This window comes from Streptosporangium sp. NPDC003464 (assembly GCF_053588315.1).
This window is the reverse complement of sequence record NZ_JBSFPS010000109.1, coordinates 1-20,065: the sequence shown is the minus strand read 5'-3', so window position 1 is coordinate 20,065 and position 20,065 is coordinate 1. Positions and strand designations below refer to the sequence as shown.

At 73.0% G+C, this 20,065-nt stretch carries 16 protein-coding genes and 1 pseudogene; 8 read left to right on the top strand and 9 right to left on the bottom strand.

Annotated features, from left to right (window positions below):
- Positions 1 to 21 precede the first annotated feature (21 nt).
- Positions 22 to 2,064, top strand: coding sequence for a serine hydrolase domain-containing protein (locus ACWDS7_RS23835; protein WP_451931064.1), 2,043 nt, complete (start codon positions 22 to 24; stop codon positions 2,062 to 2,064).
- Positions 2,065 to 2,213: 149 nt separating this feature from the next.
- On the opposite strand, the gene ACWDS7_RS23830 is transcribed toward ACWDS7_RS23835, so the two are convergent.
- A complete protein-coding gene (locus tag ACWDS7_RS23830) occupies positions 2,214 to 2,435 on the bottom strand; it encodes a hypothetical protein (RefSeq protein ID WP_451931063.1) in 222 nt (73 codons plus the stop codon).
- Positions 2,436 to 2,569: 134 nt separating this feature from the next.
- Here ACWDS7_RS23830 and ACWDS7_RS23825 point away from each other — a divergent pair, with 134 nt between their 5' ends.
- Positions 2,570 to 3,223, top strand: a complete 654-nt coding sequence (locus tag ACWDS7_RS23825) for a TetR/AcrR family transcriptional regulator (protein WP_451931062.1) — start codon at positions 2,570 to 2,572, stop codon at positions 3,221 to 3,223.
- Positions 3,224 to 3,237: 14 nt separating this feature from the next.
- On the opposite strand, the gene ACWDS7_RS23820 is transcribed toward ACWDS7_RS23825, so the two are convergent.
- Together ACWDS7_RS23820 and ACWDS7_RS23815 are read right to left on the bottom strand one after the other, a co-directional pair.
- Positions 3,238 to 4,185 (bottom strand): hypothetical protein, encoded by a 948-nt coding sequence (locus tag ACWDS7_RS23820; RefSeq protein ID WP_451931061.1) that lies wholly within the window; start codon positions 4,183 to 4,185, stop codon positions 3,238 to 3,240.
- A 206-nt stretch (positions 4,186 to 4,391) separates the two neighbouring features.
- On the bottom strand, positions 4,392 to 4,853 hold the full coding sequence (locus ACWDS7_RS23815; RefSeq protein ID WP_451931060.1) for a hypothetical protein: 462 nt from the start codon (positions 4,851 to 4,853) through the stop codon (positions 4,392 to 4,394).
- A 389-nt stretch (positions 4,854 to 5,242) separates the two neighbouring features.
- On the opposite strand from ACWDS7_RS23815, the gene ACWDS7_RS23810 reads away from it, so the two are divergent.
- The 4 genes from ACWDS7_RS23810 (at position 5,243) to ACWDS7_RS23795 (ending at position 9,298) form a co-directional block, all read left to right on the top strand.
- Positions 5,243 to 5,788 carry a hypothetical protein gene (locus ACWDS7_RS23810; RefSeq protein ID WP_451931059.1) on the top strand — a complete coding sequence of 182 codons (546 nt, stop codon included), beginning with the start codon at positions 5,243 to 5,245 and terminating at the stop codon, positions 5,786 to 5,788.
- 170 nt (positions 5,789 to 5,958) lie between these two features.
- A complete protein-coding gene (locus ACWDS7_RS23805; RefSeq protein WP_451931058.1) occupies positions 5,959 to 7,311 on the top strand; it encodes a PepSY-associated TM helix domain-containing protein in 1,353 nt (450 codons plus the stop codon).
- A 243-nt stretch (positions 7,312 to 7,554) separates the two neighbouring features.
- On the top strand, positions 7,555 to 8,511 hold the full coding sequence (locus tag ACWDS7_RS23800; protein ID WP_451931057.1) for an NAD-dependent epimerase/dehydratase family protein: 957 nt from the start codon (positions 7,555 to 7,557) through the stop codon (positions 8,509 to 8,511).
- Positions 8,512 to 8,737: 226 nt separating this feature from the next.
- Positions 8,738 to 9,298: a cysteine hydrolase family protein gene (locus ACWDS7_RS23795; protein ID WP_306870673.1), complete on the top strand. Its 561-nt coding sequence runs from the start codon at positions 8,738 to 8,740 to the stop codon at positions 9,296 to 9,298.
- A gap of 73 nt (positions 9,299 to 9,371) precedes the next feature.
- Here the strand turns inward: ACWDS7_RS23795 and ACWDS7_RS23790 are convergent, their stop codons facing one another.
- Positions 9,372 to 10,310 (bottom strand): GlxA family transcriptional regulator, encoded by a 939-nt coding sequence (locus ACWDS7_RS23790; protein ID WP_451931056.1) that lies wholly within the window; start codon positions 10,308 to 10,310, stop codon positions 9,372 to 9,374.
- Positions 10,311 to 10,396: 86 nt separating this feature from the next.
- On the opposite strand from ACWDS7_RS23790, the gene ACWDS7_RS23785 reads away from it, so the two are divergent.
- A complete protein-coding gene (locus tag ACWDS7_RS23785; protein WP_451931055.1) occupies positions 10,397 to 11,620 on the top strand; it encodes an MFS transporter in 1,224 nt (407 codons plus the stop codon).
- Positions 11,621 to 11,755: 135 nt separating this feature from the next.
- On the opposite strand, the gene ACWDS7_RS23780 is transcribed toward ACWDS7_RS23785, so the two are convergent.
- A complete protein-coding gene (locus ACWDS7_RS23780) occupies positions 11,756 to 12,733 on the bottom strand; it encodes a phosphotriesterase family protein (RefSeq protein ID WP_451931054.1) in 978 nt (325 codons plus the stop codon).
- Between the two features lie 156 nt (positions 12,734 to 12,889).
- On the opposite strand from ACWDS7_RS23780, the gene ACWDS7_RS23775 reads away from it, so the two are divergent.
- Positions 12,890 to 13,492 (top strand): CGNR zinc finger domain-containing protein, encoded by a 603-nt coding sequence (locus ACWDS7_RS23775; protein WP_451931053.1) that lies wholly within the window; start codon positions 12,890 to 12,892, stop codon positions 13,490 to 13,492.
- Positions 13,493 to 13,717: 225 nt separating this feature from the next.
- On the opposite strand, the pseudogene ACWDS7_RS23770 reads toward ACWDS7_RS23775, so the two are convergent.
- From ACWDS7_RS23770 to ACWDS7_RS23755, 4 genes and pseudogenes are all read right to left on the bottom strand, one after another.
- Positions 13,718 to 13,987, bottom strand: a pseudogene (locus ACWDS7_RS23770) (PPOX class F420-dependent oxidoreductase); the annotation flags it as partial.
- Positions 13,965 to 16,895 carry a poly(A) polymerase gene (locus ACWDS7_RS23765; protein ID WP_451931052.1) on the bottom strand — a complete coding sequence of 977 codons (2,931 nt, stop codon included), beginning with the start codon at positions 16,893 to 16,895 and terminating at the stop codon, positions 13,965 to 13,967. The pseudogene ACWDS7_RS23770 and the gene ACWDS7_RS23765, both read right to left, overlap by 23 nt.
- Complete coding sequence (locus ACWDS7_RS23760) at positions 16,895 to 18,670, bottom strand: RNA ligase family protein (RefSeq protein WP_451931051.1); 1,776 nt, start codon at positions 18,668 to 18,670, stop codon at positions 16,895 to 16,897. The genes ACWDS7_RS23765 and ACWDS7_RS23760 overlap by 1 nt, the downstream gene beginning before the upstream one ends.
- Positions 18,671 to 18,778: 108 nt before the next feature.
- The coding region (locus tag ACWDS7_RS23755; RefSeq protein WP_451931050.1) for an alpha/beta hydrolase family protein at positions 18,779 to 20,065 on the bottom strand (1,287 nt) is incomplete at its 5' end.

Here is a 20,065-nt window from a genome sequence, read left to right as displayed (position 1 = left end):
TCGGAGAGAGGTGTGCGTCCTGTGAGCCGACGGCTGCTGTCCCTGCTGGCGATACCCCTGTTCCTGCTCGCGCCTGCGGTGCCCGGCCAGGCCGCCTCCGGTCCCCCGCCCGGCGTCGTCGTCGGGCAGCAGGACGGCCGGGTGGCGGGGGCGACGCCGGAGGCCCCCGTCGTCGGCGACACCCGGTCGGGCGGGCACCTGGTGAAGACCACGACGGAGGCGCCGCGGCGCACCGCGGGCGGCACGGGCGCCATGGCGCGGGCGACCCCGACGGCCGGCACCGCCGCCGCGTTCAACGAGTCCTACGGGGACGACCAGTACCTCACCGCGCCGACGCAGTGGTGGACCGTCAACGGCTGGACGATCGAGCAGATCCACGACTACGCGCAGAGCCAGGGCGCGCGGGTCAGCGACATCGCCCACCAGCCCGGCACCCAGCTCACCTTCACCGCCACCCTCGTCAAGAACACGGGCGCCTACTGGGTGCGGTCCTGGGGGCTCTACTACGGGCTGACCGACCAGGGCGTGGTCGGCCTGGCGAACTACACCAACACCCGGCCCGCCTCGGTCGCCCGCTACTGGACCGCGGACGGCTGGCGGTTCGCCGTCGCGCTGGTCGACAACACCGGTGACGGCGCCCGGCCCTGGTGGTGGTACTACGGCGACACCTCGTTCGTTCTCGCGCAGCAGCAGGCCACCGGCGCCCGGCCCGTCAAGCTGCGGCCGTTCGACGCCGGCGGCGGCGCCCGCTGGTACGACCTGCTGCTGACGGGCTGGAGCTCGCAGCAGTTCTGGTGGTGGCTGGGCGGTAGCGACGCCCAGGTCAACAACCTGGCGGGGCAGAACGGCGCGCGGCTGGTGGACGCCAGCCGCAATGCCGACGGCACCTTCAACGCGATCATGTTGCGCAACACCTCCGGCCCGGCGCCGGGCTGGTGGTACGGCCTCAACCACGACCAGCTCAACCTCAAGACACTGCGCAAGGGCGCCCGGCTGATCAGCGCGCAGGGGTATGTCGAGAACGGTCAGACGCTCTTCGCCGGCGTCATGACCCGGGAGATGACCGGCGCCGACCAGGCCCGCGCCATGGTGCAGAACACCATGCTGCACACCGCCTGGTTCAACGGCGGCGCGGCGATCGCCGAACTGTCGGACGGGACGCTCGGCACGTTCCAGGCGCACTACGGCGACGTCTCCGGCATGGACGCGCGGGTGCGCATCGCGAGCGTCTCGAAGACCTTCGCCGCCGCCGAGCTGCTACGGCTCGCCGCCGCCGGGAACGTCTCGCTGAACGCACACATCTCGCAGTATCTGTCCAACGTGACCGGCGGTGACCAGATCACCCTGCGGAATCTCCTCCAGCACACCAGCGGGCTCTACAACTTCACCGACGACCTGCCCGACTTCGCGACGACGATGACGCAGGGGTTCACCAACCAGCAGCTGCTGGACATCGTGAACCGGCACGCACGGCTGTTCACGCCGGGCTCCCGCTACTCCTATTCCAACAGCAACTACCTGGTCATCGGTATGATCATCGAACGGGTCACCGGCCGGTCCTACCCCGACCAGATGAGCCGTGACCTGATCGGCCCGTTCAAGCTGGCCGGCACCTCCGTCCCCACCGACACCGCGCTCTCGTCGGTGCGGCTGCGCGGCTACTGGTGGAACCCCGGCACCTCCACCCGGGTCGAGACCACCGGACAGAACGCCTCGCGCTGGGCGGCGGGCGGCCAGATGGTCTCGACCATCCCCGAGCTCAACCTCTTCTACAAGTATCTGCTGGTCGGGTACGTGACCGGGACGAGCTGGCTCAACGAGATGAAGAGCAACCTCGTCTACACCGGCGAGGGCTCCAAGTGGGCCGGAATGGGGATCTTCCGGACCACCCTGAGCTGCGGCAAGAACGTCTGGTGGCACGACGGCCGGGTCCCCGGCTACCGGACGTGGTCGGTGCACTCGGAGAACGGGCAGCGCAGCCTGAGCTGGGCCTACTCGGCGGGATCAGCCAACCCGGTCAACTTCGACGACGAGTTCATCGACAACGTCTTCTGTCTCCTCTGACGAGGCGCGTCCTCGCGTACGGACGCCATCCGAACTTGACGTGCTCGCCGTGGGTGTTGCCCTGCGGAAGCGGTACGGCCGCCTGCTCACCGGCGGTGAACGCCTCGGCCGACTCCCGTGGGACCAGGCCGTCGCCGCCTTGCGGCCGGTCATCGGCCGCGCTTGCCGTGCTTGACCTGCCTGCTGCCCCAGCCGGCCAGGAGCGCCCCGGCGACGGCGGCCACCGCGTAACACGCCAGCCACACCGCGAACCCGCCGGGCAGCCATGCGAGCAGTCCGGCGTTGTCGTGGTCCGCCAGCAGCCGGATGGCGCCCTGTGCCCCCAGCGCCAGCAGGAGCATGCCAGTGATCAGCACGAGGACGTGCTTCATGTGTGTCGGTCTCCCATCGTCCCGAAGGGCTGTGACGGCGGGCGCGGACACGCCCGCCGCCGTTTTATGGTGCGATCGAACCATAACACCACCTTGGTACGATCGCACCACAACGAGTGCGAGGAAGGGACGGCATGCCACGACAGGTGGACCACGACCTCCGCCGGCGCCAGATCGCCGAGGCCGTATGGCGTCTGGCCACCCGCGGCGGGCTGGAGGACGTCACCCTGAGGCAGGTCGCCGCCGAGGCCGGTGTGTCAGCGCGGCTGCTGCAGTACTACTTCGGCACCCGCGAGCAGCTGCTGCTCGGAGCGCTGGAGATCCTCAACGACGACGCCGAGCAGCGGGCCCGCCGGCGTCTCATGCTTCTCGGCGAAGCGCCCGGCATGCACGCGATCGTGCGGGGAGTACTGCTGGAACTGCTCCCGCTGGACGATGAGCGGCGCAACCGGCACCTGGTGTACGTCGCTTATTTCGTCCGCTTCCTGACCGACCCCGCTCTGGCCGAGGCCGCCCACGACGCGCCGCGTGCGCTGGAGAACCTGGTCGCCGATCTGATCGCTCAGGCGAAGGAGCTCGGCCAGGTGCCCCGGGACGTCGACGTCGCGGCCGAGGCCGCGTTCCTGGTGGCGGGCGCCGACGGGATCCAGTCCAGCGTCCTGCTCGGACAGCGGACCCCCGAGCAGGCCGTAGCCCTGATCGACCACCAGCTCGCCCGCATCTTCACAACGCCGGACGCCGGCAGCCCGGTCAGCGCTCGCCGTCCGTCCTCCAGTACGACGCCGTAGGCCCCGGTCATGCCTCAGCGCTTCCGTGAGCTGCGCGCCTCCCTGGTGGCCATGGCGTGAAAGACCGCCTTGGGCTCCCACCTGGTCGCGTCGAGCATCCTGACGACACCGTAGGAGCCGAGGTCGGCCGGGCCTTGGAGGGCGTATCCGGCAAAGCTGAACCAGAAGGCGGCGGCCACGCCCTCCTTCTCGAAGATGTCCATCAACTCCTCGAAGTAGCGGACCTGCTCGCCCTCGTCCGGCACCGCCCCCTCTGGCACCAGCATCGCGGCGCCGCCCTGCTCGGCCGCGCCCAGCCAGGCGCAGGTGCCGAACTCGGTGACCACGACGGGCTTGTCGTGCTTGAAGTGGCCGCGCATCTCCTCGACGAAGGTGTCGGCGTTGTACGCGGCGCGGTAGGCATCCACGCCCACCAGGTCGAACGGGGCCCAGTCGACGGACTCCCAGGGGGCCGAGGCGTAGGTGATCCGGCCACCGAACAGCGGCCGCACGGTCTCGGCCGACTCGGTGAGGAACGCGTTGAAGCGGCCCATAGTCGTGTTCAGTGACTCCAGCCAGGCCAGGTCGGCCATCATGGCGTCCATGCGCGCCGTGTAGGTGTCGCCGGGCAGGTAGCCGTGGCCGAAAGTGGTGTACTCGCAGCCGGTCACGAGCACTACCTCGGCCCCGCCGCGCCGGACCGCCTCCGCGCGCTCGGCGCAGTCGGCGTAGAGAGCCAGCGCGTCGTGATCGGGCAGGTCAACGGGGAAGGGCGCGAACCAGACCTCCAGCCCTGCCTCGGCGGCCTCCCGGGCGGCGACGCTCAGCCGGGTGGGGTCGCCGCCGGACACGCGGACGGCCTGGCAGCGCAGGTCGTCGGCGATGACACGCATCTCACGTCGCACGGTCTCGGCATCGAACACCTTGCGGGTGAAGTGGTCTCCCGGCAGGAAGCCCGTGTCATAGTTGATCCCTTTTTTCATGACAATTCCCTTCTTGGTGTGAACCTGTGTTCAGTCAGGAGCAGAGCGTCTCCTGGTGAGTGGCGGGCGCGGCGGTGATCTGCGCCGGCATGAGCGGCGCGACCGGTTCACCCACGCAGAGCGTCCTCGCCGCTGCGGCCCGCCGCCCCTTGGGCGCAGCGGTGGCCGAGGACGGTGCTCGCGGTACTGGCGGCACAGGCCAGGAGTCAGCGGAACCGGTCTGCGTTCTCGATCGCCCGGTCGTCGTAGGCGCGTAGTGAGCGGCCGATGGTCTTGGCGATGCTCCGCACGCGAGAAAGGGTGCTGAGCGGCAGGCCGACCGCCTCAAGGGTGCCGCCGACGTACTCGTCGTCACGCAGTGCCGACACTGCGACGGCAGCGAGGTCGTCCTCATGGACGGACGGATAGTGGCTCTCGTTCAGGAATGCCTCCCGGACGACCAGCTCGCGTCTGATGGTGTCCGGCCAGCCGGCCAACCGGTCGGACTCAGCGATCACGCGCACGCGATCACCGACGGCGAGCAACTGCCGTGCCAGGCTCCGTCCGACGATCCCAGTCGGGCTGCTGCCGGCGTCCTTCCGCGCACTGACCACGGTCAGCAGCCGCAGTTCTCCGGATTCCGACACGCTCTTGATCCGCTTGATTTCACCCATGGCAAGGCTCTCCAACCGTCAATGGAGATCTTGCGCCTTCCCCCACAGCCGGAGCAGGTGCTTCAGCTTGGGCCCTCAGGACCATCGGGAGAAGGTTGCGGATCTGAGATCGTCGATCTTAGCAGCGACACAGGCTCACCCGGAGATGGCGCTCTAGACGTACTTGGTCAGGCCGCTCAGCCGCCTTCACCGTCGCGGTAACCGCCATCGCCACCGCCACCGGTCGAGGTGACCTTCCCGGGCATCGGTCCGGTCAGCGGTCCTCGGCCAGGCAGGCCACAACCAGGCTCGCCGGGGATCGGACAGGTCGCTTGTCCAGTGCTGTCTCAGATCGCTTGTTCAATGCGGCCGTCGAGGGATCTACGGGCTCGGCAGACTCGGCGATCTCTGTCACCATGAGGGGCATGCCCGCTCTGCGCCTGCTACGCGCCATCGCGTTCGCGGTCGTGTGCGTGGCGATGTCCCTGGGCATGCATGTGCTGGCCGGAGGCGCCGCGGTCGACGCGGCGGCGCCCGCCGGGGCGGCGGTGCTCGTGGCGGGCGGGGCCTTTGTGCTGGCCCGGCGGCAGCGGGGCCTGGGCGCCCTGCTCACGGCGGCCTTCGCCGCCCAGTACGGCCTGCACCACCTGTTCTCCGCGGCCGCGGTGCAGCCGCCGCCGGTTCCCGGTCACGGACACGGCGGCCTGGCCGCGGATGTGTCCATGTTGCTGGCCCACGTCGTGACAGCACTGCTGTCGGCCTACTGGCTGGAGCGCGGCGAGACCGCCCTGGCCACGCTGCTGCGCCTGCTCGCCGCCTCGGTCCTCACCCTGCTGGTGTGCTGGGCGCCGCCCGCCGTACGGTGCCTCGCCCCGCGGCCCTCCGGGGAGAGCCGGGTCTCGTCCGTCACCCGGCTGCTCGCCGCGGCCGTCTCCCGGCGCGGGCCGCCGGTGGGGTCCTCCGTCATCTGATCCGGGCCGCCGCGCCCGTATGGCCGCACGCCCGCGTGCAGCACGCCGGCATGCAGCACGTCCGCATGCCGAACGCGTGCCGGCCCGTCGCGGCCTTTTCCGACCCGAACGGACCCCTGCCGGGGGCGATACGCGCCTTCCGCGCGCGCCCCCGCGAACGGAGAACTCTCATGACGTCCGACGTCCGGACCCCGTCCGCCCTCCAACCACAACGGACCCCCGCCTGGCCGGCGCTGCGCGCGCTGCTGCTGCGCCTGCACTTCTACGCGGGCGTCCTCGTCGCGCCCTTCCTCCTGGTGGCCGCGGTGACCGGCCTGCTGTACGCCGCCTCCTTCCAGGTCGAGAAGGTCGTCCACGCCACCGAGCTCACCGCGGCCCCCGCACCCGCCGGGCAGGAGCGGCTCCCGCTGGCGCGGCAGATCGCCGCCGCCCGGGCCGCGCACCCGGAGGGCACGGTCGGCGCCGTACGGCCCGCCGCCGAGCCCGGCGCGACCACCCGGGTCCTGCTTGACGTGCCGGACCTGCCGGAGAGCACCCGGCTGGCGGTCTTCGTCGACCCGCACACGGGCGAGGTCCGGGGTGCGCTGGAGAGCTACGGCAGCTCGGGCGCGCTCCCGGTGCGCGCCTGGATCTCCACTCTCCACCGCCACCTCCACCTGGGCGGACCCGGCCGCCTCTACAGCGAGCTGGCCGCGAGCTGGCTCTGGGTGGTCGCGCTCGGCGGCGTCGTGCTCTGGCTGAGCCACCGCCGCCGCACGTTCCGGCCCGACCGCGGGGCCACGGGCCTGCGGCGGACCCTGTCGTGGCACGGCTCGGTGGGCCTGTGGATCACCGTCGGCCTGCTGTTCCTCTCCGCCACCGGGCTGACCTGGTCGGCGTACGCGGGCGCGAACGTCGACAAGCTCCAGAACGCGCTGGGCTGGACGACCCCGTCCCTGTCCGTCTCCGCCGGTGACCACGCCGACCACGCCGGGCACGGCGGCGGGCCCGCGGCCGAGGCCGACGCCGACCGGATCGTCGCGGCGGCGCAGGGCGCCGGGCTCTCCGGGCCGCTGGAGGTCGTCTGGCCGGCCGAGCCCGGCGCGGCCTTCACGGTCAAGGAGATGGACCGCGAGTGGCCCCAGCGCAACGACCAGGTCGCGGTCGACCCGGCGACCGGCCAGGTCGTCGGCGAGCTGCGCTTCGACGACTTCCCACTGGTGGCCAAACTGATCCGCTGGGGCATCGACGGGCACATGGGGGTGCTGTTCGGCCTGCCCAACCAGATCCTGCTGATGGCGCTCGCCCTCGGGCTCATCTCCATGATCGTCTGGGGCTACCGGATGTGGTGGCAGCGCCGCCCGACCCGGGGCTTCGCCGCCCCCTACGGGCGCGGCGGGTGGCGCGCGGTGCCGCCGGCCGTGCTCCTGCCCGTCGGAGCGGCGGCGGTCGTGGTGGGCGTCTCCGTCCCGCTGCTCGGGATCTCCCTGCTCGCCTTCCTGGCCGTCGACGTCGTGCTCGGCCGGATCAGGGCCACCCGCTGACCCCGTACCGGCCACGACCGCCGTGCCGGCTCGGTGCCGTCCCTCCGTCTCCCGTGTCACGTTCCCGGTGGGGACGGGGAGGCGGGAGGCGAGGGACGGCGGCCGTCAGGGGGTTCTCCGGCGCACCCGACCACCTGCGGGCGGCGGGTCCGCCCCAGTCACGGCCGGGTCACGGCCGGGCCGGTTTTGCGCTGGGAGTGAAGGGACGGAGTTCACGCGGGGCAGGTGGGTCAGGATGGGGGGATGAGGACACTTGTTCTGGGTGGTACGAGATTCCTGTCCAGGGAGATCGCGCGGCAGGCGCGCGACCGCGGGCACGAGGTGGTGTGCGCGGCTCGCGGGCTCGCGGGCGATCCGCCGCCGGATGTCGAGTTCGTCCGGGTCGACCGGAGCGAGGACGGCGGGCTGGCGCCCGTGGAGGGATCGTTCGACCTCGTCATCGACGTCGCCAGGCATCCGAGCTCGGTACGGCGGGCCGTCGCGGAGCTCGCGGGCCGTGCCGGTCACTGGACGTTCGTGTCGTCGTGCAGTGTCTACTCCGACTCCGGCGAGGCCAACCAGGTCATGCACGAGCCGCTGGCCGCCGACGCCGACGAGGCCGACCCGGAGAACTACGGGCCGGCCAAGGTGGCGTGCGAGCGGATCGTCGGCGAGGGGGCGCTCCTCGTGCGTGCCGGGCTGATCGTGGGTCCGGAGGACCAGTCCGACCGGTTCACCTACTGGGTCGACCGGCTGGCGCGTGGCGGGCCCGTGCTGGCTCCTGGGTCGCCCGACGATCTCGTCCAGCTCGTCGACGTGCGCGATCTGGCAGCCTGGACCCTCGATTCGGCGGAGAAGGGGCTCGCCGGGCCGTACGACGCGATCTCCATGCCCTTCGGCAGGGGCAGGCTGCTGGCGGAGATCGCCGAGGGCCTGGAGGTGGAGCCCGAGCTGGTCTGGGCCGGCCAGGAGTTCCTCGTCGCGCAGAAGGTGGAGCCGTGGATGGGGCCGCGGTCGCTGCCGATGTGGCTGCCGTTGCCCGAATACGCCGGCTTCATGACCCGCGACACCTCCGCCACGCTGGCCGCCGGCCTGCACATCCGCCCGGTCGCCGACACGGCCCGCGACACGCTCGCCTGGCAGCGCGAGTCCGGCCACACGGTGAGCCGCTCCGGCCTCACGGCCGCCGAAGAGGCCGAGCTTCTCCGAATGCTCGCCTGACACGGCGGGGTGGTGCCGGAACGCAGGATCTGGATCAATGTCCGTGGAGCGGTGACCGCGCGTGACGATCACCGGCAGGTGAGGAGCACGCGTCTCCAGCCGCCCGCGACGCGGCCGATGCCCCGTATGCGAATCTGTCCCACTATCGTCGTACTAGATCAACAACAGCGCCAAGGTTACGGCCGCGAGGATGGCCGATGACACGCCGTACAGTGAAGGAATCCGTATGACCACCACCGCGCTCATCATCGGCGACCTACAGGCCGGCATCGTGGACAACTACCCCTTCGCCGCCGGCGTGCTCCCCGTCGTGGAAAGGGTTCTCCCTGCGGCCAGAGCCGCCGGAATCCCGGTGATCTTCATACGGTTCGGGCTCCGGGCCTCAGGCCTTGATGTGGCAGCGGGAAACCAGGTGATCAACACCTTGCGCGGGGCGGGGACGCTGTTCCACGAAGAATCCCCCGAGACGCTCGTGCACCCGCGCATCGAGCCGTTGCCGGGCGAGGCCGTCATCCTCAAGCGCCGCGCCAGCGCGTTCTCGGGGACCGACCTCGATCGGCTCCTGCGCGCCCAGCGCGTCGACTCGATCGTGCTGGCCGGTGTCGCGACCGGGGCGATGGTCGCCGCTACGTTCTACGACGCCGCCGACCGCGACTACCGCCTGACCGTGCTCAGCGACGCCTGCGCCGACGGGGAACCGGACGTGCACGACTTCCTGGTCAACCGCGTCTTCCCGGCCAGGGGTGCTGACGTCCTCACGGGCGACGAGTGGGCCGCCCGGCTGTGACCGGCCGTCAGCACTGAAGATCTGAGCCATCCCCGCTCCGCCGGGTCCGGGTCCGGGGCCGGACCCGGCCGTGTCAGCGGAAGGAGCGCCGGTAGGCGGCGGGCGTGGTGTTCAGCGCGGCGTGGAAGCGGCGGCGCAGGTTCACCGCCGAGGACAGGCCGACGCGCTGGGCGATCGTCTCGACGGGGAGGTCGGTCTCCTCGAGGAGGGCGCGGGTGCTGGCTATGCGGCGGTTGAGCAGCCAGCGGCCGGGAGAGACGCCGAGCTGGTCGGTGAAGTGACGGTTGAGGGTACGGCGGGAAAGACCGGAGCGGGCCGCCATGTCCTCGACCGTCAGTGGCCGGTCCAGGTTGGCGGTGATCCAGTCGAGCAGCGGGGCGAGCGAGTCGGCGACCGGGCCGGTGGTCGGCAGCTCGGGATACTGGCGCTGGCCGCCCTCCCGGTGCGGTGCGGCCGACAGCTGCCGGCCGATCCGCATCGCCAGGGCCGCGCCGTGGTCGCGCCGGACCTGGTTCAGGCAGAGGTCGACGGTCGTGGCCGTGGCGCCGGCCGTCGCCACGTCACCGTGATCCACGTAGAGCACGGACGCGTCAGGCCGGATCCGGGGGAAGCGCGCGGCGAGATCGGCGGTCAGCTCCCAGTGGGTGGCGGCGGCACGGCCGTCCAGGAGGCCGAGACTCGCCGGGATGTAGATCCCCGAGCAGATGGCCATGATCCGTACGCCGCGGGTGTGGGCCGCGAGGACCGCCGCACCGAGCTCCGGGGAGATCTCCGGGCCTGCGCACCAGCCGGCGACGAGGAGGGTGTCGGCCTCGTCGAGGGCCTCCAGCCCACGCTCGATGATCATGTCGACGCCCATGGTCGTCCGGACGGGCCCCGGGCGCTCGGCGCAGAGCTCGAAGTCGTAGTGCCCGGGGATGTCCGGGCCGTGGTAGCCGAAGACGGCCGAGGCGCTGGTCACCGGATACATCTCCTGGGGCGGGCTGACCAGGGTGACCACGCGGTGTTTCACGGCACGAATGTACCTAACGATGTCACTGTGGACGCCTGTGGCCGGCTTCAGGAGTGTCCAGGATGGGGGCTCATGGAGCCCAGGAAATGACCGCACTTCTCGACCGTGAACAGTCCTCCGCCGCCCCGGCCAGGCTCTGGACCAGGGACTTCACGCTGTATTTCGGCGCCCGGACGGTATCGCTGCTCGGTGACGCGATGATGCCCGTCGCGGCGGCGCTGGCCGTCGGCGCGATCTACGGGGTGTCCGGCGTCGGCTATGTCCTGGCCGTCTGGACCGCCCCGTTCGTGATCTTCGTGCTGTTCGGCGGGGTGTTCGCCGACCGGGTGGGCGCCCGGAGCATGATGGTCGGCGCGGACGTCGTCCGGATCTTCACCCAGACCGCGGTGGCCGTCGCCTTCTTCGCCGGGACCCCACCGTTCTGGCTGCTGCTGTCGGCCTCGTTCCTGTCCGGGACGGCCGCCGCGATGTTCCAGCCCGGCGTCAACAGCATGGTCCCCCTCGTCGCCGAGGATCCGCAGCGCGCCAACGGCACCCTGAAGATCGCCGACGCGGCCACCCAGCTCGGCGGGCCCGTCCTCGCGGGCCTGCTGATGGCGCTGACCGGCGCGGGTGCCGTCTACGCCGTCGACGCTGGAACGTTCCTGCTCAGCGGTCTGTGCCTGGTCTTCATCCGGCTCGCCCCGGCCGCCGGGGCCAAGGAGCGCTCGACGGTCATGCTCGACCTGCGCCGCGGCTGGACGGAGTTCCGCTCCCGGAGCTGGATGTGGTCGGTGATCCTCATCTGGGTGTTCTTCGGCGCCCTGGTCTTCGGCCCCTACATCCCGCTGGGCTCGCGCCTGATCGGTGACCGCCTCGGCGACGCCGCCTACGGCTGGGTGATGGCCGGTCTCGGCGCGGGCACCGTCCTCGGCGGGCTGATCGCGATCCGGTTCCGGCCGGCGCGGCCGCTCGCCGCAGGCGGAGTGGCCATGTCCGGGTTCGCGTTCATCCCGCTGCCGGTGGCGCTGGAACTGCCGTTGCCGCTGCTGGTGGCGGGCCAGTTGCTGGGCGGGACGGCCTGGGCGTTCTGGTCGGTGATGTGGTCGACGAGCGTCCAGACGCAGGTCGTCCCCGAGGTCCTCAACCGGGTCACCGCCTACGAGGTGGCCGGATCGGTGGCCGGGGTCGCCGTCGGGCAGGCGCTGGTGGGGCCGGTCTCGGAGATCGTCAACCCTCGGGACCTGCTGTTCGTCTCCACCGGAGCCAGCTTCGCGGTCTGCGCGGCCCTGCTGCTGACGCCTCCGATCCGGCGGCTGCGCCGAGCCTGACCCCTCGGGCCCGGTCTGGTCACCGGGGGCCGGGCCGTCCAGCACGTCGAGGGCTGACGGATCTCAGCGGCCCGTGGCTCAGGCCCCGGGGAGAGTTCTCCGCCGGATATGACCGCGGCCCCATCAGGCGCCGGGTCATGGCCGCCGCCATCGCGCCGCGAACGCGCGGGCCGGATTCTCCGTGAAGATCGCGGATGCGATGTCGGGGCCCAGCTCGCGCTCGATCCGCGGGCGCAGGCCGCTCAGCAGGAACGGCATTCCCGGGCCGTCGGCACTGGACCTGGCCGCCGGGACGACCGTGTCACCGCCGAGCAGGATCTGCCGGGCGTGGCCGGCGTCGGCGAGGGCCGCGAAGCTGTCCATCATGCGCCAGTCGGTGCCGTGGTGCACGCGGGACGGACCGTCGAATGCCAGGAAGGCGCCGGCCTCGGCGGCCTGCCGGTGGATCCGCGTGTCCGGGAACCGGTGCAGGTGCCCGAGGATCACCCGGTGCGGAGCGACCCCGTGTGTCCGGCACAGCAGGTGGAGCACGTCCAGGGCGGCGGTTCCGGCCTCCAGGTGGATGCCGATGGGCGCGTCGGTGGCATGGTGCGCCTCGGCTGCGGCGGCCATGACGTGCCGGGCGTGGTCGTCGAGGCGGTGATAGGCCCCGGCGACTTTGATCATCCCGGCCCGCACGGGGCCGCTGGTCAGCTCGTGGATGAACAGCCCGGCCAGCCTGTCGTGGACGCGCGTCAGCTCCTCCTGGTCGTAGTGCTTGGCCTGGTGCATTCCGGTGGCGGAGATGACGTGGACGCCGGACCGCCGGGAGAGGCCGGGCAGTTCTTCGGTGCGGGGCCCCATCCCCCAGGGCGTCCATTGCACCACCGCGCGCCCGCCGAGCGCGGCGAAGGCGTTCAGCTCGGTGAGCGCGGCTCCGGCGTCGTCCAGTCCCTGGCCCGGCAGCGCCGGAGAGCTGATGAACAGGTGGTCGTGGGCGTCGCAGATACCCAGCTCTTCCGGCGGGATGTCCCCGAGCACGGTCCGGACCGCCGCCCTCATCGCGCGGCCCCCCTGCTCCGGTGCCGGCGGAGTCTCCTGCTGGACGGCCTCGTCCCGGAGGAGGTCCGGCATCCGATCTCCCCCAGCGCGATCCAGTCGCGCCCGTGTCGTCCGCTCCGGCAGTGCCTGACCCGTCGCCATGACCATGTATCCGCCCCGGATTCTCGTAACGCTTTGAGCGTTACGAGAATCTAGCAGAGGTAACGACCAGAGCGTTACACTGACTCCATGACCAAGGAGGACCGGTCCGCCTTCCGCTTCGACTGCGGCGCCACGTGGTTGAACCTGCTCGCCACCAGAGGCCGCACGTTCAGCGCGGACCCGGTGGAGCGGCTCGCCACGTCCGACCGCCTCGCCGAGTGGCTGGAGCGCTGCGAGCTGTCCCCCGCCCGGCCGCCCGATCAGGGCGACCTTCATCAGGCGCGGAAGCTGCGGGAGACGCTGCGCGTCCTGGCGCTGGCCACCGTCGATGAGCAGCCTCCACCCGCGGCCGCCGCGGCGGACCTGGCCGCGTTCCTGGCCGGACACGACGATCCCGTCCGGCTCGCCGCGGACGACCGGCTGCGACGCGAACCGCCGGCGACGACGGCGCACGCCCTGGCCCGGATCGCCCGCCAGGCGGTGGACCAGCTGACCGGCGCGGACCGGCTGGCCCTGAAGAGCTGCCCGGAACACGACTGCCGGGGCGTCTTCGTCGACCCGCCGGGGCGTCGACGCTGGTGCCCCTCCCCGGCGTGCGCGAGCCGAGGCAGGGTCCGCGCGCTCCGCGCCCGCCGCAAGGCGGCCACTCCCGGCGCGGACGACGACCTCACGGTCACCCCACGGCACTGAACCACCGGGCCGTCCTCCGCACAGGAGCGCGCGCCTCCACCCTGCCCCCATGCGACAAGGGCAGGGCCATCCCCCGCGCCACCGGGCCTCCGGGCCGGCGGGCCGCGCGCCGCCGAGGCTCGCCCGGCAGCACGCGCGCCGCGGTGGCCGTGTCCGCGGCGGCCGGGCGGCCTACTCACCGCCGCCGGCGCGGACCTGGACATGCGAGGATTCTTCTAAGCGCCGTCAGCGGATCTTGGCGCCGTACATGTGGTCGACCGTCATCGCCATGAGCACCCTACGGTCGGGCACCATCACCGACCGATACTCCTCCCAGTCCGGGTGCTCCCCGGAGGCGATGCGGTAGTAGTCCATCAGCGCCTCGACCTCGGGACCGTGGGGATCGGTTCCCGGCCCGGTGAGTGTCGCCGTGCCCTCGGCGGTGGCCCACGCCCAGCCGTCGGGGCTGGTGACCTCCATCGCAGCCCTCCGGTCAGCGCAGCGTCGGCACCGCGCCGCACTCCGCCCATTCGATCCCGACGCCGGGCAGGCCCCTGACCCATCTGCCGGTGAGCTCGGCGAGCCGGGCCGCGTCCGGCGGCGTACGGCCGAGCCCGATCGCGTACCGCGCCGCCCCCGGGCCGGTCTCGAACGGCCGGGGCCAGGCGTGCGCGTCCACCGATCCGGCGTGTTCCAGGGCGGTGAGCAGCGCCCGCACCCGGCCCCGGAGGCGGCCCGAGGTGGCCTCGAACTGCTCGCCCGGCCCGGTCCGTAAGGTAAGCACCGCCCATGCCGCGTGCCGCCGGTGCAGTGGCGGGGGCGACAACAGCTCGGGCCAGGGATCACCGCCGGTCTCCGCCGCCGCCTCCAGGATTTCCCACGCCTGGTAGAGCTCCTGGACGAGCAGGTCCCGCCCGCCGGGACCGACCTGCTCGGTGCAGAGCCGGACCGGCTCGGTCGGAGTCATGATCGACACCGCTGCTCCGGAGCCGCCACCTGTCGTCGTACCGGAGCCGGCCGGACGGGGTGCGGCGGCGCCGGCCTGAAGGCTGACCGGTTCCCGCCAGTTCCAGGCGGCCCAGGTGCCGAAGAAGTGCCGGAGCAGGTCACCGGCGGGAAGGGCGCCGGCCTCGCGCGCCGTCCGCGCCGCCAGCACGGTCCAGGCCAGACCCGGCAGCCCGCCGAACGGGGCCGAGTCCAGCCCGCGCGCTCCCGCCCACGCCTTCACCTCCCTGGCCAACCTGGCGAAGGCGGCACGGTGGCCACCGGTCGCGGCCAGCACCGCGTCCGCGTCGCTGACCGCGCTCAACGCCACCGCGGCCGCCTCGCCCAGCTGGGCGCGGCGGGCCACGGCCTGGGCGGGCGGGAGCTGCCCGGTGGCGACCACGACCAGGTCGACGTCCAGGTCGTCGACGCGCATCCGCAGGCCCGGCACCCTGGCGCCGATCACCTGCCGGACCCCGGTGGCGCCTGCCGCCGCCACCCGCGCCTGGACCCGGGCCAGGTCGACGGTGCCCGGCAGCGCCGCCACCAGGTCCAGGTCCGCTCCGGCCAGCGCGCAGCCCAGCCGTCGCGATCCGGCGACGTGCACGGTTCCGTCGCCCAGCGCCTCCGACAGCCGCTGTGCGACCTGCGATGCCCGCGCGGCCGCGGGGCCGTCCTCCGCCGGCGGGCCGTCTCCGCCGGCGCGGGCCCGGGAATGCCGCCCGGCGGCGCGTGTCTCGCCGGGCCGGGCCGGCGCCTGCGCGTCGAGCGCCGGCAGCCACCGCACCTCGCCCGTTCCCAGGGTGATCGTCGCCCGTGGCCGCATCGGCTCCGCACCCCGGCGGGAGAGCAGGACCAGCTCGCCGACCCGCGCCGACATGCCGCCCAGCCGGACGGCGTGATCGATGGCGAGCCGGTGCGGATCCTGGGTCCGTCCCAAGGTCAGGTGCGGGGTGAAGCCGTCGGCGCGGCCACGGCAGCGGGGGAAGCGCCGCTCCAGCGCGTGGCGCAGCCCCGCCCACGGAGCCGGGTCGGCCGCCGCCGGGTCGAGCCAGACAGTGGCGCCGTCCCGATGGTCGAAGGCGTGCACCCCTTCGAGCCGGGCGGTGAACGGTGCGGTCCCGGCCGCCACGGCGGCGAGCAGCGGGGCTGCCTGCGCGAAGTCGGACTCCGGCACGAAACCGAAGAGCAGGTTGACGTGCGGTGGCCAGCGGTGGATCTGCGGATCGTGTTCGCGGCGGATCCGCTGGATCGACGGCCACAGCTCCGCCGGCGGGATCCAGGCCACCGCGGTGCGGGCCGTCGGCGGAACGTCGAGGACCCCGACCGGCTCGATCCGGCCGACGGCCAGGTCCACTTCCACGCCGTAGTGGTCCGACACGAACAGCCCCTCCGGGCCGGGCGAGTCACCCCGCAAGGCCGCCCCGGCCGGCCGCAGCCCACCCGCGCGCAGCAGTACCCGGTCCAGCCGGGAGGCCCGGCCGGACAGTGAGGAGACCGCGGCCAACGGGTTGGCTCGCGGGTCGAACGTGGGCGTGCGGTCATCGGGTCCGTGCACCTCGGTCCAGGCATCCCGTAGTCCCAGCACGCCGGCCGGCCCGTCCCCGCCGTCGTTGAGATCGCCCAGCAGGATCACGTCGCCGTCCAGCCCGGCCAGCCCCTCGGCGATCCGGGCCAGCTCCTCCTGCCGCCGGACCGGACCGTCGGCGGAGTGGTCGCTGGTCAGGTGAGTGGTGGCCACCACCACCGGCCCGGAGGCGGATTCGACGGTGACGGCGGCGACGGCCTTGTGCGGGCCGAGGACGTGCCAGGCCGCCTCCCGTACGGGCACCCGGCTGAGCAGCAGCAGCCCGCTGTCATCGACGTCCTTGCCGGCGGGGTCGGTGCCCAGGGTGTAGCCGGAGCGGACCCATCGCGCCCGCAGCAGCATGGCGAGCAGACCGGCCTCGACCTCCTGCAGCGCGATGACGTCCGCGTCGGCGTGTTCCAGCGCCGCCAGCAGCAGCGGCCTGCGCCGGGCGGTGTCGATCCGGTCGCTGTCGTAGCGGTCCCACAGCGTGTTCCAGGTCAGCACTCGCAGACCCGCGGCCGCCGGCACCGTCCGGGACGCGCGGTCCGCCGGGCGCCACCCGGCCTCCGGATCCCAGGCGTGCGGTGTCCTGGCCGTGAAGAACGGCGCCCGCAGCCGACGCGGGTCCCGCACCCGGCCGGCCCCGGAGGCGTCGATCCGGTCCACACCGGCGGACCGGTCCCAGATCACCTCGCCGTCCGCTTCGACGAACAGCACCCGGTGCCACGGGATATCGCCTCCGGGGACGAAGGCGGGCAGCGGCACCCGCTTGGGAGGGGCCCCGCGCACGTTGATGCCCAGTACGAACCGGGCCGGATCGAACCGTGGATCCCACCGGACCCGGTGGTAGATCTCCTCGCTCGTGCGCATCACTCCTCCTCACCGTCGAGTGCTCCGGCGACGTCCTCGACGGTTCCGGCCGGCCCGACGTACCACGTGCGGTGTGCCTGGCCGGGGTAGGGCGGGGAGAAGCGGCGGAGCTGCGCGGCGAGCACCTCCGGCGGCACCTGGTGTGTCCGGCCGGTGTTGCGCCGGGCCAGCACGTCCTCATCGACCAGCAGGACCGCGTGTGTGATCAACGCGTCACGGCGGTGCGCCACGGCGTGCACCGAGGAGCGCTGGTGCTGGTTGAGGGACGTGGCATCCCAGACCACGGTACCGCCGCCGGCCAGGGCGGCGTCGAGCCGGTCCAGGCCCGCCCGGAAGACGGCCGCGTTGGCCCGCTGGTCCGACCGGGACCCCTGGGCCTGACGCAGATCGTCGAGGGAGACGATCTCGCCGGCGCCGGGGAGGCCGGCGGCGAAGCGGCTCTTCCCGCTGCCCGACGGGCCCACCATGTGGACGAGCCGGGGGAACTCCCCGGAGCGCCACCTCCGGCTCAGCGCCACGGCCTCCTCGGCGGTGGCGATCCGGCCCAGGGCGTAGGCCTCCCGCGCCTGCGCCCAGCATCGGTCGGTCACGTCGGCGTCGCGGTCGCCCAGCGCCCGGCGCAGACCCGCCCGCAGCGGCTCCAGCGGCGCCTCCCCGAGCAGCCCGGCGTCCTCGGCGTGCAGCGCGGACCAGTCGACCTGCTCGCGGGCGTCGGCGGACTCTCCGTCGGCGCGGCCGGCCAGGACCGCGCCGGCGACCGCGTGCAGGACGCCCAGGTCGGCGGCGGCGGCCAGCCGTACCAGGCCGGTCCGGCGCTGGTCGTCGGGGAACCGGCGGTGCAGACCGGGGTGGAGCCCGACCAGGTCCGCGACCCGCCGCGCCAGCGGCATGCCCAGCGGCGCCACCAGCCGGGGCGCCAGCCGGGTCCGGCGCGTGCCGTGCAGCAGCGTCGCCAGCACGCCCGCCAGCCGGGCGTCCCCCGACCGGCCCAGCAGATCGAGCCTCGCGGACACCTCGGACACCGCCGCCTCGGCCCGCTCGACGGCGGCGGACACCGGCTCGGCCGGCCCGCCCAGGTCCGCCGGGGCCATCCCCGCCGCGGCCAGCAGCGACGGGACATCGGCGGCGGCTCCCGAACGCACCGCCCACAGCGTGGCGGCCGGGCTCAGGCCGTTCACGACGACGGGGGCGAGCATCCAGTGCGTGTCGGTGCGGACGTGCCCCCGCCGCACCCATTTGGCCACCCGGCGGGCGAACTCCTCCCGGGCGAACCCCTCGACGGCACGCACGACGTATCCCTCGTGCCGCGAGGTGTCCAGCCGCAGCGCCCGCAGCGCCCGCTCGTCGAAGACTCCGCGCCACAGCACCCGCGGGACCGGGATCCCCAGACGCCGGGTGAAGCGCACCGTACGGTCCCAGTCCAGGCAACGGTCACCGTCCCAGACCGAGAAGCCGTAGAACCAGCTCTCCAGGTCCTGGTACCCGATCGAGTGCCGCGCGTAGAGGTTCTCCCCGCACACCCGCCAATCGCACGGGATCGAGGAGGCGATCCGCCCCTGCAACGCCTTGACCCATGCCCGGGACGGATGGTGCGCCGAGTCCGGCGAACGGGCGTGGAGGCCGTCCGGGTAGAGGGTCGTGTTCTCCCCGTCGAGTTTCTCGGTGACCACGACCTCCTGGCCCACCAATCCCGACAGGTCGCCGATCCGCACGTCGTCCGAGGACGCCCCCGGAGACCAGGGCAGGTGCGGAGTGCGAGGGTAGTGCGTCCGCATGATCCGCTCCCGGTGCCGCCGTCAGGTCCCGGTCACTGTAGGAGCCCGGCGACAGCGGGTCCATCGAATAAACGCCCGCTGCCCGGCCGGGCAGCGGGCGGTGGATGGTCAGGGGATGAGGGAGACTTCGGGGAAGCGGGCGTCGGGGGTGTCGAAGAGCCGGCTGGACCTCCTGTTCAGGTGCAGGTCGAAGAAGGCCGCGACGTAGGCGCGCTGGGCCGACACGGACCGGCCGGGGTCGACCGTGCCGACGAAGTCGGCGACGGGCACCTTCGGCACCGCCGCCGCGATCTGCGGCAGCATCACCTGCAGGTCGGTGAACGAGCCGTGCGCCGCGCCCGCGAGGCGCAGCTCCCGTTTCCAGCCGGTCGAGGCGTCCCAGAAGGACTTCCAGCTCGGTTCGCTCGCCCGGGTGTGCGCCTCGGCTGCGATCTGCAGGAACGGCTTGGCGACGCCGGTCTTCGCCACCCGGCCGACGTAGCCGCCGTCGAGGTTCACACCCGCGTCCACGCGTCGGTCGTCGTGGACGAGCTGCGCGGCCACCGACCCGCCGAGGGACTGGCCGAGCGCTCCCACCCGGGACAGGTCCGGGGCGCCGCGCAGCCCGGCGGGCAACTGCCCGGCCTCCTCGCCGAGGCCGTGGCCGCGTCCCAGCGCGGTGATCTTGTTGAGGACGGACCGCATGTCCGCGAGGCGGGCCCGTGAATGCCGCGCGAGCAGCTTGGCGATGACGCGCGGAGTCAGCTTCTTCGGCAGGGGCACGGCTCGCACGACCCGCCCGCCCGGGAACTCCACCTGGTCGGCCTCGTAGGTGTGGTCCACGGTGACGACCAGGTAGCCGCGGGAGGCCAGGTCCTCCACCAGGGCGGTGCCGAGCGTGCGCGGGCCGCCGTCCCCGGAGCCGAAGAGCACGACCGGAAGCCTGCCCGCCCGACGGTCCACCGGCGCGCCGACGCGGGCGTGGGTAGGGGTGGCGGCCCAGTCCACCGCGCCCGTCGCGATGCCCATGGGCGGCGCGGAGCGGCGGTCCCAGTCGGCCGCGGCCAGGGGCGCCATATGGGGGGCGACGGGCAGGGCCCGGCCGGTGTCCTCCGCCGGGTACCACAGGCTGACCATCAGCTCCCGGTAGGGCTCTGAGCGGACCAGGGGGTCCGGGCGCGAGCGGTCGACCAGGCGCACGGCGAAGGTGCCGACGGGGTACGGCCCGGTCGGCGCGGGCAGGGCCATCGTGACGCGGTGCCCGGCCGGCGCCTGACCGGCCAGGACAGCGGGGGCGGTCGCGGAGCGCGCGGCGGGCGTGGCGGGCGCAGCGGCCGTGGCGTAGCGGAGATAGGCGGGCGCGTTCGGCACCTGCATGGCCAGGGCCGGGTCAGCGAGGGTCTCGGCGTGCCGGGC